Here is a 16,792-nt window from a genome sequence, read left to right as displayed (position 1 = left end):
TTTTTGATAAACTCAACACGAATTCTTTAAAAAGGGTGAGTCTAAGTTGTAAAAGCGTGCCGTGTCCTTTTTCGGTATTCCGAAAGAGGAGAGCGGATCCTTGATCAGCTTGTTAGCCCTAAACTTGATTTTAAGGAGTTTATAACAAAACCTATCTAATACAGGCTTTTTTTTTATATCTATCTAAACACTGAATAAATGGAAATATTAACTATAGCAATAGCCGCAGTGGTGGGTCTGGCCCTGGGCTTTGGAATTGCGAAAATGCTGGAGAAGAAACAGGCTTCCAATACGATTGCAAATGCGAAGAAGGAAGCTGCCGGCATTATAAAAGAGGCCAAGGCTGAAGGGGAAAGTATTAAAAAAGACAAGATCCTCCAGGCAAAAGAGAAGTTCATTGAGCTTAAATCTGAGCATGAAAAGGTTATCCTTACACGCGATAAGAAGATTAACGATGCGGAAAAGCGCATAAAGGACAAAGAATCACACGTTTCTAATGAGCTCGGAAAGAACAAGAAATTAAACAAAGAGCTCGAGGAAAAGATAGCGGATTACGACCACAGATTAGACTACCTGGAGAAGAAACAGGAAGAAATAGATAAGCTTCACAACAGCAAGGTTCAGCAATTAGAGGTGATTTCAGGCCTTTCTGCAGAGGATGCTAAAGCACAGCTTATAGAGTCCTTAAAGGATACTGCCAAAGCCGATGCTATGTCACTTATTCAGGACACTGTGGAGGAAGCAAAACTTACTGCACAGCAGGAAGCAAAAAAGATTATTATAAATACCATTCAGAGAATCGGTACCGAAGAGGCTATCGAGAATTGCGTTTCTGTCTTCAACCTGGAGAGTGATGATGTGAAAGGTCGGATAATTGGCCGTGAGGGTAGAAACATCCGGGCGCTTGAAGCTGCTACCGGGGTAGAGATCATCGTAGATGATACCCCTGAGGCTATTATTTTAAGCTGCTTCGATTCTGTAAGAAGGGAAGTAGCAAGGCTATCGCTTCATAAACTGGTAACTGATGGAAGAATTCACCCTGCGAGAATTGAGGAAGTAGTTAAAAAGACTCGTAAACAGATAGAAGAGGAGATCATCGATATTGGTAAGAGAACGGTCATCGATCTTGGAATTCACGGACTTCAGCCTGAACTTATCAAAATGGTAGGTCGAATGAAATATCGTTCGTCTTATGGTCAGAACCTGTTACAGCATTCCAGGGAAGTCGCTAAACTTTGTGGCGTGATGGCTTCAGAACTGGGACTCAATCCTAAACTTGCCAAGCGTGCCGGACTTCTGCATGATATTGGTAAAGTGCCGGAAACTGAAACCGAAGTACCACACGCTATTCTTGGAATGCAATGGGCCGAAAAACATGGGGAAAAGCCTGAAGTTTGCAATGCAATTGGAGCTCACCATGATGAGATTGAAATGAATTCTTTATTGTCACCTATCGTACAGGTTTGTGATGCCATTAGTGGAGCCAGACCGGGAGCAAGAAGACAGGTGCTTGATTCATATATCCAGAGATTAAAGGACCTTGAAGATATTGCATTTGGTTTTGGAGGTGTTAAGAAAGCTTATGCTATCCAGGCAGGTAGAGAGTTGAGAGTTATTGTTGAAAGTGAAAAGGTTACTGATGAAAAAGCTTCGAACCTTTCTTTTGAGATTTCTCAGAAAATTCAAACAGATATGACTTATCCCGGACAGGTAAAGGTTACTGTGATCCGGGAAACCAGAGCGGTGAATGTGGCAAAATAATCATTAGAACATAAATAAAAAAGCCCTGCGCTCAAGCGTGGGGCTTTTTTATTTTAGGAAGACCTCTATCAAGTAATCGCCTTGAAGAAATCCATTTTTATGATATCGTCAAGCTGAACTTGTTTCAGCTTCTAATATATTCAGACCCTGAAACAATTCCGATAGCTATCGAACAAGATGACTTTTAATTTCAATTAATCATCATAGATATTGTGATAGGAATTTCCCTCGAGTTCAAAGAATTTTCCCGTAACATATCTAAAATGATAATCCAGTTCAGCAATCTCTTTCATGTCTTCTTCATCAAGCTGATATCCGGCGCTCATCAGGTTTTCCTTGATCCTTTTTTCGTTAGTTGACTTGGGTATAACTGCAGTTCCTCTTTGCTCACTCCATTTTATCAGGATTTGTCCCGGACTCGCACCATGCTTTTTAGCAATTTTCACTATTGTTGGATTCTCAAGGAGTGATGGTTCATCAGAGGCCTTCATTTCATCAGGCCGGTCACCACTTCCAAGAGGGGAGTATGCTGTTACATTAATGCCATTCCTGCTGCAAAATTCAAGTAGTTTATTCTGCTGGAGGTAAGGATGAAGTTCTACCTGATTCATCTCCGGAGGATTGTCCGTATCAGCCATCAGCTGCTTTAGTTTGGGAATACTGAAATTGGAAACACCAATATGTTTTACCAGACCCTGTTGCTTTGCTTTTAGCATTTCACTCCAGGTTTCTGTAAGGGGCACCTCTTCCAATGAAAGATAATCATTGGCAGTTTCTGGAAACCCATTAATCTCTGGTTTAAAGGCTACTGGCCAATGCATAAGGTACAGATCCAGGTAATCCAGCTGAAGGTCTTTTAAGGTTTTCTTCAGGGCAGGGATCACATCTTCCTTTTTATGAGCATTGTTCCACAATTTTGAAGTGATCCAGATATCTTCACGTTTCACGTTTCCCTTCTTGAAGACTTCAGCCAGACCCTGACCAACTTCTGTTTCATTACCGTAAACCGCAGCGCAATCAATATGTTTATATCCATTATTGAGCGCTATCTTTACTGCTTCGGTAACTTTTCCTTTTTCAGATTTCCAGGTTCCAAGACCAATTGCATCAAGAGTATCTCCGTTTTTAAATTTTAATTGCTTCATAATTCAATTTTTCATGAAGGTACTAATTATGTGGTGTGAGCTAAAGTAAAGAAAGTGGTTTAGCAGAATTTTAATACTACTTTCGGGGGTGATAATTCTCCATAACCTTTCTAAGGTGGGTTCTGTCTACATGAACATAGACCTCGGTGGTCGTGATGCTTTCATGTCCTAACATTTGTTGAATGGCTCTTAGGTCCGCTCCGTTCTCCAGCAGATGGGTGGCAAATGAATGGCGAAAGGTATGCGGACTTATTTTCTTCCTTATTCCCGCAGCTTCGGTAAGCCGGCGAACGATGGTAAAAATCATGGCTCTCGTCAGTTTATTTCCTCTTCGGTTAAGGAAGAGTGTATCGGTCGCTTCCGGCTTGATTTCCTGATGAACCCTTACCTGTTCTTTATATATATTGATGAATTTAATGGTGTAATCTGAAATTGGGACAAATCGCTGTTTATCTCCCTTTCCGGTTACTTTTATAAAACCTTCTTCGAAGAAAAGATCAGAGATCCTTAGATCAATTAATTCAGAAACCCTGAGACCACACCCGTATAATGTCTCGATAATAGCCCTGTTTCTTTCGCCTTCATTTTTACTCAGGTCTACCGCTGCAATGATCTTATCTACTTCTTCAATTGAAATGGTGTCGGGGAGTTTTCTTCCAATCCTGGGAGATTCCATCAGGTCTAATGGATTGTCTTTTCTGTAATCTTCAAATACCAAAAAGCCGAAGAAGCTTCTTAAACCTGAAATTAACCGGGATTGCGACCTGGCGTTTATGCTCTTTGAGGCGTTATATATGAATTCCTGAATGACTTTATCCGATATTCTTAGTGGGCTTACCTCAACTTCATTAACGTTTAGATAGTTGATCAGCTTAATGACATCCAGGCTGTAATTCTCAATGGAATTCTCTGAAAGTCCGCGTTCAAGCTTTAAATAATGCCGGTAATCCTGTAGCGCGTGCTGCCATTTCATGTGTTAAAGATAAGAATTAAGCTTTGTTAGTCTTAGTAATACTTTAGGCTTGGGTAACATTTTTTTAACAAGTTGTCACCTACATTTGATCCCAAATTAAAAAACTAAAAGTGATGAAAAAGACATTTTTATTAGTTGCTATTGCGATTTTTGGACTGAGTGCATCAACAAATGCACAGGAATACTGGAACTTTGGAATTAAGGGTGGAGCTAATTTCACCAATATGAGTTCTGATGGATTTGAGGACAATAATAGTAGAACAGGCTTTCATTTAGGTCTTTTAGCTGAAATTCCGGTAAGTGACCGATTTTCTATACAGCCGGAAGCTTTATATTCCACACAGGGATTTGAAGTTGAAACCTCCAATTATACAGATGAGTATAAATTGGATTACATACAGGTTCCTTTAATTGCAAAGATCTATTTGATAGATGGTCTTGCTGTGGAGGCTGGTCCTTCTTTCAACTTTTTAGTAAATGAGGAATATGAATATGAAAGCGGATTACTGGATATAGAGAACGACTCTGAACTGGCCAGTAGCTTTGAATTTGGAGGAGCTTTAGGTCTTTCCTATAAATTCAATAACGGCTTCTTCCTGAGCGGAAGATATACTAAAGGCTTCACTAACGTGTATGATAGTGACGACTTTGACGATGATGCCATTAAGAATAATGGTTTTCAGGTAGGATTGGGTCTCCAGTTCTAGAATTTTTGATTAACACCTATGAAAAGAGAGCGCAGGAATTTTCCTGCGCTTTTTTATTTTTATCTATCAACTGGCTTTTTCACTATATTTAATATTGATTAACAACCTAAAAAACAGTGTATTATGAAGAATTTATTAATTATTGGAGCATTAATTATGGCTTCTTTTTCAGCCTATCCGCAAGGCGGATTCAAAGCCGGTTTAAATCTGGGAATTCCGGTTGGAGATCTCTCAGATGCTTATAATCTCCAGTTCGGAGCAGATGTAGCATATATGTTCGGGGTGGCTGATACATTCTCCGTGGGACCTATGCTGGGGTATTCCAATTTCTTTCCTGAAGACTCAGATGTATTGGATAATGTACAGTTCTTACCTATTGCCGCTTCGGGTCGATTTAATTTAGGAAGTGCTTTTTTCCTTGGAGCCGATCTGGGTTATGGAATAGGTATCGATGATGATAACGATGGAGGTTTTTATTACCGGCCACAGTTAGGTTATGATTTTGGACTTATAGGGCTTGTAGCTTCTTATTCCGGCGTGAGTATGGATGGAGGTTCAGCAAGTTCAGTTAACCTCGGAGTGGAATTTGGATTGTGATTTTAGAATAGAGGGTATCTTTTAAAGCGGAGGTGTATACTTCCGCTTTTTAGTAGAAGGGTATTTTCCCCTTTATTTATTCCTATACTGTTAATATACAGTGTATTGTGATATATTTATTTCAATTAACCAATTAAAAATCCCATTATGAAAAAACTAATTTTGGCTTTGGCCATAATCTTTTGTGCCATTTATTCCGTAAATTCCCAGGAATCGCATTTCGGAGTTAAGGCAGGTGTAAATTTTGCTACAATTGGAGGAGATGATACGGAAGATGCCGATGGAAGAACAAGTTTCCATGTTGGAGTTTTGGCAGAATTCATGTTGACAGATCAATTTGGAATTCAGCCTGAAGTTCTTTATTCAAGTCAGGGAGCTAAAGGCGAAGATTTAGAAAGTGGCTTTACAGCTAAAGGAGAATTGAAGCTGGATTATATTAACGTTCCCATTCTGGCCAAATATATGTTCTCGCCGGGTTTCAGCGCTCACCTTGGTCCTCAAATAGGCTTCTTGACGAATGCTGAATTTGAATATGAAGAATCCTTTGGTGGAGAAACTATTTCAGGTACTGAAGATGTGAAAGAGTTTATGAACGATATTGACTTTGGCGTGGCCGGAGGTCTGGGTTATAAACTCGATATGGGACTGTTTTTTAATGCTCGTTATGTTCTGGGTATTTCAGACATTAATGACGATGACGATTCAGATTATAGCCAGCAGAATAATGTATTCCAGTTCTCTGTTGGATACATGTTTTAGAAATAACTTATATAAAGTTAAAGCGGAAGGCATGCTTCCGCTTTTTTTATGCCTTAATTTTAATACCTTTATTTTATGAAATTGATTATTATAAATGGTCCCAACCTGAATCTATTAGGTAAGAGGGAACCGGAAACATACGGCCACCGGAGTTTTGATGAATATTTTTCAGAACTTCAGTTCAAATTTAGAAATGTTGAACTTTCTTATTATCAGAGCAATATAGAAGGTGAGCTAATTGATAAATTACACGAATCCATAGGCGAGTTTGACGGCATCATTTTAAATGCAGCTGCCTATACGCACACTTCTGTTGGCCTCGGAGATGCTGTAAAAGCCATTAATGTTCCTGTGGTAGAAGTCCATATTTCCAATACTTTTTCACGGGAGGATTTCCGGCATAAATCGTATATTTCTCCGGGAGCGAAAGGAGTAATTATTGGTTTTGGTCTCCAGAGTTACGATATAGCAATCCAGAGTTTTCTTGATAAACCCTGATGGAAAAAGCCTGGTTAAACTGGAGCAGCGGTAAAGATGCTGCCATGGCATTATACTATGTCCGGCAGGCGGGGAAGTTTAGTGTAGAAATGCTTTTTACTACCTTAAGCGGTTCCTCTCAAAGAGTTTCCATGCATGGGGTGAGAAAAGCGCTACTTCAGGAGCAGGTAGAAAATACTGGACTTCCGTTGCAGATAGCAGATATTTCTACAGAAACTTCCATGGAAACCTACAACCAGGTAATGGAAAATGAAACTTTAAAACTAAAGGAGAGGGGATTTACTCATAGTATTTTTGGAGATATTTTTCTGGAAGATCTTAGACAATACCGGGAAGATCAATTAGCGAGTATTGGGGTAAAATGCATATTCCCATTGTGGAAGAAGGATACTTCGGTATTGATGCAGGAGTTCATTGATCTTGGTTTTAAGGCAATAGTAGTTTGCACTAACTCAAAATATCTGGATAATAGTTTCTGCGGAAAAATAATAGACCAGAAATTCATAAATGACTTACCTGATAATGTAGATCCCTGTGGTGAAAACGGGGAATTTCACAGCTTTGTTTTTGACGGACCAATATTTCACAATCCCATAAAATTTAAAATAGGAGAGAAGCAGATTAAAACCTTTGAATCTGCTGATGATAAATGGGATAATATATTCTGCTATTGTGACCTGATTCCTGAATAAAAGGTAGCAGGGATTCTCCCGCAGTCTTTCCCAATAGTTATTGGAATTTAGCTTCTCTTTTTAAAGAATCCTGATACAAGTACAGGATGACCTGACGGGGGTACAGTTATTGAAAATAAAAAAATCCTGAATTCACAATGAACCCAGGATTTATATTTTCTAACGTCTAACGCTTATAAGTGAATTACTTCACCATAGGCATCGGCAACAGCCTCCATCACTGCTTCACTCATTGTTGGGTGAGGATGAACGGCTTTAAGCACTTCATGCCCTGTAGTCTCTAATTTTCTACCTAAAACGGCTTCAGCGATCATATCGGTAACACCAGCGCCAATCATATGGCAGCCTAACCATTCACCATATTTCGCATCAAAGATCACTTTAACAAAACCATCAGACTTACCTGCTGCCTTCGCTTTTCCTGAAGCAGAGAATGGGAATTTACCAACCTTAAGGTCGTAACCGGCTTCCTTGGCCTGTTTCTCTGTCATACCCACTGAAGCGATTTCCGGAGTTGCGTAGGTACACGCCGGGATATTTCCGTAATCAAGCGGCTGAACATCCATTCCCTTGATCTTTTCTACAGTGATAATACCTTCTGCAGAAGCAACGTGAGCAAGTGCAGGGCCATGAACAACATCACCAATGGCGTAAATACCCTTCACATTGGTCTGGTAGAAATCGTTAACCACGATCTTATCTTTATCGGTTTTAATACCAAGTTCCTCAAGACCTATATTTTCAATATTGCTCTTGATACCCACAGCAGAAAGTACAACATCGGCTTCCAGGGTTTCTTCTCCTTTTTTGGTCTTTACCTTTGCCTTTACTTTATTTCCTGATTTCTCAACGCTTTCTACGGATGAGTTAGTCATCACTTTGATACCGGCTTTTTTAACGCTGCGCTCAAATTGTTTGGAAATATCATCATCCTCAAGAGGCACCAGGCTTGGAAGGAACTCTACAATAGTCACCTCTGTGCCCATAGCATTATAGAAATGAGCGAACTCAACACCAATTGCACCAGAACCAACCACAATCATTTTCTTAGGTTGCTTTTCAAGGCTCATTGCTTCGCGGTAGCCAATTACGGTCTTACCATCCTGCTTCAGATTCGGCAATTCTCTTGAGCGCGCCCCTGTAGCAACAATGATATGATCTGCAGAATATTCCTTTTTTTTATCATCCTTATCGGTAACTTCGATTTTCTTTCCTTGTTTTAGCTTACCGAAACCGTTGATAACGTCGATCTTGTTCTTTTTCATAAGGAATTGAACACCTTTGCTCATCCCATCAGCCACATTACGGCTTCTTTTTATAACCGCTCCAAAATCCTTATCTGCTTTTTCCAGTTTCAGCCCGTAGTCTTCGGCGTGTTTCAGATAGTCAAATACCTCGGCACTTTTTAGAAGGGCTTTGGTTGGGATACATCCCCAGTTAAGACAAACACCTCCAAGGTTTTCTTTTTCAACAATTGCGGTTTTAAAACCCAGCTGTGAAGCTCTAATGGCAGTTACATATCCGCCCGGGCCGCTACCTAAAACTATAATATCATATTTACTCATATTCGGTATATTTTGAATCGGTTACAGAAGTTGCGAATTTAAACAATTTAAGCTTAAACTGAAAGTAACAGGGAGCCAGATAAGGAACATAAAAAAGCCTGTCTTGAATAGACAGGCATATTAATTGAACTAAAGGCTTTTTACTAATTATGTACTTGGGCTTTAGTTATATTATTATCTGATAGATCAATAGCCGTTTTAAGTGACTGATAATTACTGAAATCTATTCCCGAATTAAGTGCAAAATCTGAAGGTAACACAACCATTCTGAAGGTTTGATCTTCGGTAAATTCCGGTCCTAAATCATCAAGATTCACCGTTCCGTGTAAATATATATTCACATCTACAGTGGTATGATTGTAATTATACTGTACTTCACCATCTTCAAGATAAAAAGTTTGAGGTAATAAACTCCAGACATCCTCACCATTTTCTACGCTCTCCAAAAGATATACAAGGATTACATCGGAATCCAGAACTTCAACAGATCCAGGTATTTCAACAAAGACGGAATACTCAGGTGCAGTAAGATCAACAGTTGCTTCAAACGTCTGACCTACAATATTTAACCCGTCGTCCCCCGGAGGACCTTGTGGACCGCGATCTCCTTCACAGGAAACCAAAAAGATGCTTGCAAGAATTAAAATAGATAGTATTTTTTTCATAATTACTGATTTAAGTTATTTATTAAATTCAATACTGGCCGAGTTTACGCAATAACGCTGACCGGTATCAGTAGGTCCATCATCAAAAACGTGGCCAAGATGGCTACCGCAGTTAGAACAAAGGATTTCTGTACGTACCATTCCGAAACTTCGATCCTGTACATATTCAATTTTTCCCTCCATCGCATCATCAAAACTTGGCCAGCCACAACCACTCTCAAATTTGGAATTACTTTCAAATAATTGTTCGCCACAGGCTGCACATTTATATACGCCTTCTTCAAAATGAAGATTATATTTTCCAGTATTGGGAGCCTCGGTTCCCTTTTCACGAAGAATGCGATATTGCTCAGGAGAGAGTTGTTTTTTCCATTCCTCTTTCGTCTTTTCTACCTTATATTTTTTCATGTTATTCTTTTTCTGGTATAAAGTCCATCGCTATACCATTAATACAATGTCGTTTTCCGGTAGTCTCGCTTGGACCATCGTTAAAAACATGTCCCAGATGTCCGCCACATCTTGCACAATGAACTTCATCTCTCTGGTATCCTAACTTGGAATCACTGCCATAAGCTACGCCACCTTCTATGGCACGATCAAAACTGGGCCAGCCGGTACCGCTTTTGAATTTATGTTTGGTTTTGTATAGTTCATTTCCGCAGGCAGCACATACAAAGGTGCCTGGTTCTTTAATATCATTCAGTTCACTGGAAAAGGGCCTTTCGGTCTCTGCTTTCCTTAGTACGGCAAATTCGGCCGGAGTGAGAACTTCCTTCCATTCTTCTTCAGTTTTCGAAACTTCATATTCTTCAGTTTCTTTGGAATTCTTTTGAGCATTTCCGTTGCAACTAATAAGGACAGTGGAAAGAAAAGTAAATAGCAAAAACTTTTTCATAGCAATCTTTATTTTATAAAATTACAAAGATTGTGCCGTGATAAAAGTTGTGATTTTGTTAATTACCTCAGGATTTCCCAGAATTCGGCGATGACCAAGGCCAGTTGTAATAAATATTTCACTGTTATCCAGAGCCTCATGGATTTCCTGAGCATCCTTAACGCTCACGTCTACATCCTGCTCATCATGAATAATGAGGGTTGGGGTCATGACTTCCATGGCTGAAACAGCACCGGAATATTCGTCCATGTCCTGCCCAAATTTCGAATCAAGATATTCTTTCATCCTTTGAGCTACTTCCTGGTTCATATTCATATTATTTGCAAAATCTCTAGTGATCTTTGTCACACTATTGGCGGTACCTATAATAACAAGTTTTTTGGTGGAAAGACCATCCTTAATGGCTTTAAGACTCGACATTCCTCCAAGGGAGTGACCAATAACAGCCTCAAATGGGCCGTATTTTTTATCAAGGTAATGAACGGCTTCGATAAAGAACGGCATCATGCTTATCTTTCCGGGAGCCTCTCCATGTGCAGGGGCGTCAAAGCTCACAGTAGAAAAACCATTTTCCTTCAGGTCCAGTGCTATCCTGGAGAGTTGCGTACCCCGACCGCTCCAGCCATGTACCAGGAGAACCTTTTTATCGCTTTTTCCATACTTATATACTACTATCTCCCGGTTTATGGACGGGACTTTCTCCTTTTCGATCTCAGAGTTTTCAAACATCTCTCTTTCTCTTTCCGGGAGACTGTAACGGAAAGGTGATAAAAATAACCGGGCTGCAAACCTGCTCGCCAGAAACGGGGAGACTCTTGTAAGAAACTTTGAAAGTTTTAAAATATAATCTGGAACCAGTAATTGCTGAACCGGTAATTTATCCTTGGTTTCTTTAGTCATATTTTAAGAATTCGACACTATTTAGCGTTTTCAAAATTAAAAAAAATGAAGTTGCTGTAAAGCCTTTCTGCGACTGCGAAGATCGACAATGGTATTGTTTTTGGATGCTTGTTAACTGTTAAATCATACTTAAACAGAAAAGAGCCAGTAACAAGCTTTTGTACTTTTAAATACCAAAACCAATTATTATGAAACTTAAAAAGACATTTATAGGGTTAAGCGTCTTGCTTTTAGTAGTAGCATGTAAGACGAATCCATTTACAGGTGAAAAAAACCTGAATTTTGTTAGCAATGATCAGTTATTCCCTGCTTCTTTCGCTCAGTATAATCAGTTCCTGGAAGAGAATGATGTTGTTAGGGGGACTGCCGAGGCTGAAATGGTAAAAAGAACGGGTAATAAGATCGTCACCGCGGCAGAAAGATACCTTAACGCAAATGGTTATCAGGGATTCCTGAACGATTTTAAATGGGAATTTAACCTGGTGAATGATGAGGCTGTAAACGCATTTGCGATGCCAGGAGGAAAAGTAGTTTTCTTTACCGGAATTATGCCTATCGCTAAAGGTGGTGGAGCAGGTGAAGATGGTGTAGCTGTTGTAATGGCCCACGAGGTGGCCCACGCCCTTGCTGATCATGGTGCTCAGAGGATAAGTGCTGCTCAACTGCAACAATTAGGCGGAGTGGCAGGTAGTATTGCTTTAAGCGGAAAGAGCGAACAGACACAGCAGATATTTGCACAGGCATATGGTTTAGGTACTACAGTAGGTGTAATGCTTCCTTTTAGTCGAAGCCATGAAACAGAGGCTGATAGAATCGGTCTTACCCTAATGGCTATAGCCGGATATGACCCAGATGAAGCTGCCGATCTTTGGAGAAGGATGAAAGAGGAAAGTGGGGGACAGGCTCCACCAGAATTCCTTAGTACGCACCCTTCCAGTGAAACCAGGATAAATAATCTGGAAAAATGGGCTCCTGAGGCTAAAGCCGAAGCCAGGAAATATGGAGTTAAGAATTTTTAGGATATAAATTACCATAAAATAAAAATGAAGAGCCGCTGTATTCAGCGGCTTTTTCTATTTTTAAGCCATGAAGCATCTACCAAAGGGAAGTAAAAAGCTTATTAGAGCCTGGGCTTTTTATGATTGGGCTAACTCGGTTTACAGCCTGGTAATCATATCGGCGATCTTTCCCATCTTTTACGGAGCCCTTACCATAGTAAAGGCTGGAAACGGGGAAATTCTGGACGATACTGTCACCTTTTTAGGACAAGCATTCAACAATGATGCACTGATTAGCTATATCACGGCTGGAGCATTTCTGGTGGTTAGTATCTTAAGTCCTTTTCTGTCGGGAATTGCTGATTATGTGGGGAATAAAAAAAGCTTTCTGAAATTCTTCTGCTACCTGGGAGGGATTTCCTGTATAGGACTTTTCTGGTTCGACCTTGAAATGTTATGGTTTGGATTGCTTTGTTATTTTCTGGCCCTCATCGGCTTTTGGTCAAGTCTTGTTTTTTATAATTCCTATCTTCCGGATATAGCGTATCCTGAACAACAGGATAAAGCCAGTGCCGATGGTTTCTCTCTGGGTTACATAGGTAGCGTTATCCTGTTAATCATTTGTTTGCTTATGATCCTGAATTATGAATGGTTCGGATTTCAGGATGAAGAGCTCCCAACCCGTTTGTCATTTGTAATGACAGGGATTTGGTGGATAGGCTTTAGCCAGTATACTTATTATTATTTGCCAAAAGGAAATAAAAAGGCACGGCTTACCCGAAATGTCCTTTTCAACGGATTCAGGGAATTGAAAGGAATATGGGAAGCCTTAAAACATACCAAAGCTCTGAAGCGTTACCTGGTTGCTTTTTTTGTTTACAGTATGGCGGTACAAACCATTATGCTTGTGGCTACCTATTTTGGAATAGAAGAATTGGATTGGGGTGACGATGATCCAACAACAGGACTTATCGTAAGTATTTTACTGATACAACTTGTGGCCGTAGCCGGAGCCACTTTTACATCAAGGCTGGCCATTAAGTTTGGTGATATAAAAATTTTGATAATTATCAATCTCATCTGGATAGCCATCTGTGGTTATGCATATTTCATTACCACTCCGGAACAGTTTTATGTGGCTGCTGCTTCGGTTGGACTTGTAATGGGGGGAATCCAGTCTTTGTCCCGCTCTACTTACTCAAAGATGCTGCCTCCCGATACCCTTGATACGGCCAGTTATTTCAGTTTTTATGATGTTTCAGAAAAGATTGGTATTGTGATCGGTATGTTCTTATACGGTCTTGTTGCGCAAATTACAGGTAGCATTAGAAACTCAATTCTCTTTCTGGTGGTCTTCTTTATAATCGGAGTGATTCTATTAATGCGAGTTCCAAAAGGACGTATTAAAGCATAAAAAGAGGCTGTCTAAAAAGTTCCTTAATGGTCATTGCGAGGAACGAAGCAATCTTTACATAATTGGTAATCACCAAAGACAGATTACTTCACTTTGTTCGTAATGACAACTTACTTTTTAGACAGCCTCTTGAATTTACTCTCAACTAATTAATTTGAGGAAACACTTCCTGAACCAAAGGTTTTAAAATCCTGTTTTTCAGGATTGCCTTTGTATTTGATATCTCCTGAACCAGAAACTCTGGCAGTCAGGGATCGTGCTGCATTTACCATAATATCACCAGACCCGGCTACCTTAGCTTCAACATTTTCCGCTTTAAGTTCATAAGCTTCAAAATCTCCGCTTCCGGTTACGCTACAGTCAAAATTCTCACTTTGTCCTCTTAGTTTTATGTCTCCTGATCCGGTGATTTTTCCTGTTAATTCTCGTACTTCCAGGTTCAGCATCATATCTCCCGACCCGGTTACCTGTACTTTAAAATCAGAAGCTTTAATTACATCTTTATTCCAGATATCTCCTGAACCTGTAAGCGCCACTTCTTCAAGACTTTCAAAAGGAACTGTTATTTTGATATCTTCAGTTGGGTGAAGATTAACGCCTTTCTCGGTTGAGATCTTTAGAGTTCCGTTTCTGACTTCGGTAATTATATACTCCTGGAGATTACTTTCAGCCTCTACTTCTATACTTCCTTCATTGCCGGCCACCAGTTCCACATTCATGGAGCCTACAAGCTGAACTGCGTCATAAGAATCTGTAGATCTGGATTTGGTAACCAGTTCTCCGTTGCCTTTTATTTTTTCAGAACTCCACCACTGTGCATTGGCTGCGGTTAGAACCATTAAGAAAGCGGCTAAAAATAAGATTGATCTTTTCATGATTTAAATTATTTGATTGATGATTATTGTTTATTAAAACTTACACTACCGTAGCTGGTGGTAATATTGAATTTCGCACCATCGTTTGATGAGCCATAGTATCCGGCTACACTGTTACTGGTATTGCCCTGGTTCCTTTTTTGAACTTCAAGGCCGTCAAGCCCTTTGATACCTCCGTAAGATGTCTTTACATCAAACTGAAAACTCATTTCGTTGTCGTAGCCAATTTTCACTCCTGCATAATCAGTATCTATATTCACGCTACGGGTACCTTTGATCACTTTTTCTATTGATAGTGAACCATAATCAAGATTCAGGTCTGCAGAGGTGAAGACCCTGTTGATCTTGGTAGTGAGATAGTCTCCATCTCCCTTGAGCACCTTGACCTTATCGATATCCACACTGCCGTAGTCACAATTGAACTCCAGTCTTGAAACTTTCTGGATTCTTGATTTTGTATAATCGGCATTTACCATTAATTCTTCGGCCTCCCCGATTTCGTAATCAGAATAGTCTGCATTGATCTCCGCATTTGTAACATATTCTATCCGGCTGTTTCTGGTATAATCGAAATTGAGGTAATTTGACTTTCCTCTTAATTCGCCAATATCAATTTTTCCATAGTCACAGGTGATCTTTGCATTTCCTGTGGTCTTATCTATGTAAATCCCGCCGTAATCATTATTGATGTCCAAATTGTTCCCTTCGGGGGCCCTTACTATATAGTTTACTTCCATATTCACATTGTCAAAACCGTCGAAGATATTTTTCCACCAGGATTTGTTCTCTTTTGAAAAACGGGTCTTGGCACTAACTCCGGAGGAAGATTGATTGAAATCTACATTTATCTCCTCAAGTTTTTCTTCAACCTTATCTTTATCATTCCCGTTGGTTTTGATAATCACTTCTATGACCACGCGATTTTCGTCCCAGGTAGTGATATCTACATTCCCATAGCTGTTATCGATACTAAGGTTAGTGTTAGCACTTACATTAAATTCTTTTTTGATCTTCTTCTCTCGGGTGTGTTTCCCATCCAGTTCTATTTTATCTATAGAAGCGGAGCTTTCCACTTTTACGTCGTAATATGGGAGGCCGGGGGCCAGCACAGCAAAGATTAGGATGCTAGATAATATTGTTTTCATGATTTTGATTCTTTAGTGTTTTAATATTCTCGATTTGGGTCAAAACGTTATTTAATAAGTCTATTCGCTGTTGAAAGTTCTGGATCATAGCATGAATAACCCTGTTGTCTCTGCCACTTTTCACCAGGTCATTTCTTAGGTCCTGGTACTCTTTTTCCAGTTTTTCCATCTGGACCATGGCATCGTTGATAATAGCTTCAGTTTCCGGGGTTTTCTCTGCATTTATAGCGTTAAGCTCTTTAGTGATCATACTGGTATAGAATTCCTGAGTTTGTTTCATCTCTGGAGAAATACTGGCAAGATCAGAGTTCTTAGCCATGCTTTGAGGGCCCCATAATTCACCAAGCAGAAAGAAAGCCAAAAGAAAACTGGCAGCAATACCAATTACAGGAGCCCATAACCTAAGAACTTTCCCTTTCTTTTGTGGAGCAGATGATTTCTTCTCCAGTTTTTTTAAGAAGCGTTCTTTATGGCCTGAATGCGGCTCTTCGATATCGAAGTTTAAACCTTCAAAAAGCTCGTCAAAGTTGTTATTTTTCATGATGCTCCATTTTTTTTCTTAAACTCTCTTTTGCCCTTGAAATCATTGTCCGGCAATTAGCGTAAGAAATATTCATTATTTCACAAATTTCCTCGTAGTCGTAGCCTTCTATCAGATGTAAAGTGAGTCCCAACCGGTAATTATTTTTAAGGGACTTTATCTGTTTCAGGATCATGCGAACTCTTTTATTTTTTTGATCATCTTCTTCCAGCGTAATTCCACCATTATCGGTTTCGTTTTTTAACTCGTCATTATAGCTTACTTCTCCCAGTTTTGCGATCTTTTTATATGCAGTGAGGCTTTCATTCACAACAATTCGCTTAAGCCAGGCTCCGAAGGTGGAGGTTCCCTGAAAACTTTCAATTTTGGTGAAAGCTCGCAGAAAAGCTTCCTGCATAATATCTTCGGCTTCTGCTGAATGACCGGTTATACGATAAGCAGTGTTATACATCGCTTTGTAATAACGATCATAAATTTCCATTTGAGCACGCTGGTCACCATGGCGACAACGTTCTACCAGGTCATTAATATGGGTGATGGTTGGTGTCAATTAATACTTGGTTTCTGTTATAAAGATGGAATTGGTTTGTATTTGTTACACTTTTAGAAAAATAATTTTTTAAAAAGCATGGCATGGGAATTGAATAATTGAATTAGGAAAT

General features: G+C 39.6%; 19 protein-coding genes and 1 other RNA gene. 9 read left to right on the top strand and 11 right to left on the bottom strand.

What is annotated here, in order from left to right:
* Positions 1 to 10: 10 nt before the first annotated feature.
* A non-coding RNA gene (ssrS, locus tag LU635_RS10350) (6S RNA) lies at positions 11 to 141 on the top strand.
* A gap of 57 nt (positions 142 to 198) precedes the next feature.
* A complete protein-coding gene (rny, locus tag LU635_RS10345) occupies positions 199 to 1,761 on the top strand; it encodes a ribonuclease Y (RefSeq protein WP_240098846.1) in 1,563 nt (520 codons plus the stop codon).
* Positions 1,762 to 1,955: 194 nt separating this feature from the next.
* Here the strand turns inward: rny and LU635_RS10340 are convergent, their stop codons facing one another.
* Positions 1,956 to 2,906, bottom strand: coding sequence for an aldo/keto reductase (locus LU635_RS10340; RefSeq protein ID WP_240098844.1), 951 nt, complete (start codon positions 2,904 to 2,906; stop codon positions 1,956 to 1,958).
* 76 nt (positions 2,907 to 2,982) lie between these two features.
* A complete protein-coding gene (gene xerA / locus LU635_RS10335; RefSeq protein ID WP_240098842.1) occupies positions 2,983 to 3,879 on the bottom strand; it encodes a site-specific tyrosine recombinase/integron integrase in 897 nt (298 codons plus the stop codon).
* A 113-nt stretch (positions 3,880 to 3,992) separates the two neighbouring features.
* Between xerA and LU635_RS10330 the strand changes: the two genes are divergently transcribed.
* The 5 genes from LU635_RS10330 to LU635_RS10310 all read left to right on the top strand — a co-directional run bounded on the left by LU635_RS10330 (position 3,993) and on the right by LU635_RS10310 (position 7,132).
* Entirely contained in the window at positions 3,993 to 4,586 is a 594-nt protein-coding gene (locus LU635_RS10330) for a porin family protein (RefSeq protein ID WP_240098840.1), read from the top strand.
* Between the two features lie 123 nt (positions 4,587 to 4,709).
* The gene (locus LU635_RS10325) at positions 4,710 to 5,183 is read left to right on the top strand and encodes a porin family protein (RefSeq protein WP_240098838.1); all 474 of its coding nucleotides are present in this window, start codon (positions 4,710 to 4,712) and stop codon (positions 5,181 to 5,183) included.
* A gap of 147 nt (positions 5,184 to 5,330) precedes the next feature.
* Positions 5,331 to 5,942 carry a porin family protein gene (locus LU635_RS10320; protein ID WP_240098836.1) on the top strand — a complete coding sequence of 204 codons (612 nt, stop codon included), beginning with the start codon at positions 5,331 to 5,333 and terminating at the stop codon, positions 5,940 to 5,942.
* A gap of 75 nt (positions 5,943 to 6,017) precedes the next feature.
* Positions 6,018 to 6,440, top strand: a complete 423-nt coding sequence (gene aroQ / locus LU635_RS10315) for a type II 3-dehydroquinate dehydratase (RefSeq protein WP_240098834.1) — start codon at positions 6,018 to 6,020, stop codon at positions 6,438 to 6,440.
* Positions 6,440 to 7,132: a Dph6-related ATP pyrophosphatase gene (locus LU635_RS10310; protein ID WP_240098832.1), complete on the top strand. Its 693-nt coding sequence runs from the start codon at positions 6,440 to 6,442 to the stop codon at positions 7,130 to 7,132. The genes aroQ and LU635_RS10310 overlap by 1 nt, the downstream gene beginning before the upstream one ends.
* Positions 7,133 to 7,305: 173 nt before the next feature.
* On the opposite strand, the gene lpdA is transcribed toward LU635_RS10310, so the two are convergent.
* From lpdA to LU635_RS10285, 5 genes are all read right to left on the bottom strand, one after another.
* Positions 7,306 to 8,697 (bottom strand): dihydrolipoyl dehydrogenase, encoded by a 1,392-nt coding sequence (lpdA, locus tag LU635_RS10305; RefSeq protein WP_240098830.1) that lies wholly within the window; start codon positions 8,695 to 8,697, stop codon positions 7,306 to 7,308.
* 143 nt (positions 8,698 to 8,840) lie between these two features.
* Positions 8,841 to 9,362 carry a hypothetical protein gene (locus LU635_RS10300; RefSeq protein ID WP_240098828.1) on the bottom strand — a complete coding sequence of 174 codons (522 nt, stop codon included), beginning with the start codon at positions 9,360 to 9,362 and terminating at the stop codon, positions 8,841 to 8,843.
* A gap of 15 nt (positions 9,363 to 9,377) precedes the next feature.
* Positions 9,378 to 9,770, bottom strand: a complete 393-nt coding sequence (msrB, locus tag LU635_RS10295) for a peptide-methionine (R)-S-oxide reductase MsrB (protein ID WP_240098826.1) — start codon at positions 9,768 to 9,770, stop codon at positions 9,378 to 9,380.
* Position 9,771: 1 nt separating this feature from the next.
* Positions 9,772 to 10,257: a peptide-methionine (R)-S-oxide reductase MsrB gene (gene msrB, locus LU635_RS10290; RefSeq protein WP_240098824.1), complete on the bottom strand. Its 486-nt coding sequence runs from the start codon at positions 10,255 to 10,257 to the stop codon at positions 9,772 to 9,774.
* Positions 10,258 to 10,278: 21 nt separating this feature from the next.
* Positions 10,279 to 11,157 (bottom strand): alpha/beta fold hydrolase, encoded by an 879-nt coding sequence (locus tag LU635_RS10285; protein ID WP_240098822.1) that lies wholly within the window; start codon positions 11,155 to 11,157, stop codon positions 10,279 to 10,281.
* A gap of 188 nt (positions 11,158 to 11,345) precedes the next feature.
* Here LU635_RS10285 and LU635_RS10280 point away from each other — a divergent pair, with 188 nt between their 5' ends.
* Positions 11,346 to 12,176: a M48 family metallopeptidase gene (locus LU635_RS10280; RefSeq protein WP_240098820.1), complete on the top strand. Its 831-nt coding sequence runs from the start codon at positions 11,346 to 11,348 to the stop codon at positions 12,174 to 12,176.
* Between the two features lie 67 nt (positions 12,177 to 12,243).
* Positions 12,244 to 13,569, top strand: a complete 1,326-nt coding sequence (locus LU635_RS10275) for an MFS transporter (protein ID WP_240098819.1) — start codon at positions 12,244 to 12,246, stop codon at positions 13,567 to 13,569.
* 149 nt (positions 13,570 to 13,718) lie between these two features.
* On the opposite strand, the gene LU635_RS10270 is transcribed toward LU635_RS10275, so the two are convergent.
* Genes LU635_RS10270 through LU635_RS10255 form a run of 4 tightly spaced genes read right to left on the bottom strand, consistent with a single transcriptional unit; the run spans position 13,719 to position 16,680 of the window.
* Entirely contained in the window at positions 13,719 to 14,444 is a 726-nt protein-coding gene (locus LU635_RS10270; RefSeq protein ID WP_240098817.1) for a head GIN domain-containing protein, read from the bottom strand.
* 23 nt (positions 14,445 to 14,467) lie between these two features.
* Positions 14,468 to 15,589: a hypothetical protein gene (locus tag LU635_RS10265; protein ID WP_240098815.1), complete on the bottom strand. Its 1,122-nt coding sequence runs from the start codon at positions 15,587 to 15,589 to the stop codon at positions 14,468 to 14,470.
* Positions 15,570 to 16,130 (bottom strand): DUF4179 domain-containing protein, encoded by a 561-nt coding sequence (locus LU635_RS10260; RefSeq protein ID WP_240098813.1) that lies wholly within the window; start codon positions 16,128 to 16,130, stop codon positions 15,570 to 15,572. The genes LU635_RS10265 and LU635_RS10260 overlap by 20 nt, the downstream gene beginning before the upstream one ends.
* The gene (locus tag LU635_RS10255; protein ID WP_240098810.1) at positions 16,120 to 16,680 is read right to left on the bottom strand and encodes an RNA polymerase sigma factor; all 561 of its coding nucleotides are present in this window, start codon (positions 16,678 to 16,680) and stop codon (positions 16,120 to 16,122) included. The genes LU635_RS10260 and LU635_RS10255 overlap by 11 nt, the downstream gene beginning before the upstream one ends.
* Positions 16,681 to 16,792: the final 112 nt, after the last annotated feature.

It is taken from the genome of Christiangramia crocea, assembly GCF_022410465.1.
GTDB lineage: Bacteria > Bacteroidota > Bacteroidia > Flavobacteriales > Flavobacteriaceae > Christiangramia > Christiangramia crocea.
The sequence above is the reverse complement of the archived record's forward strand: the minus strand, read 5'-3'. Positions and strand labels throughout refer to the sequence as shown.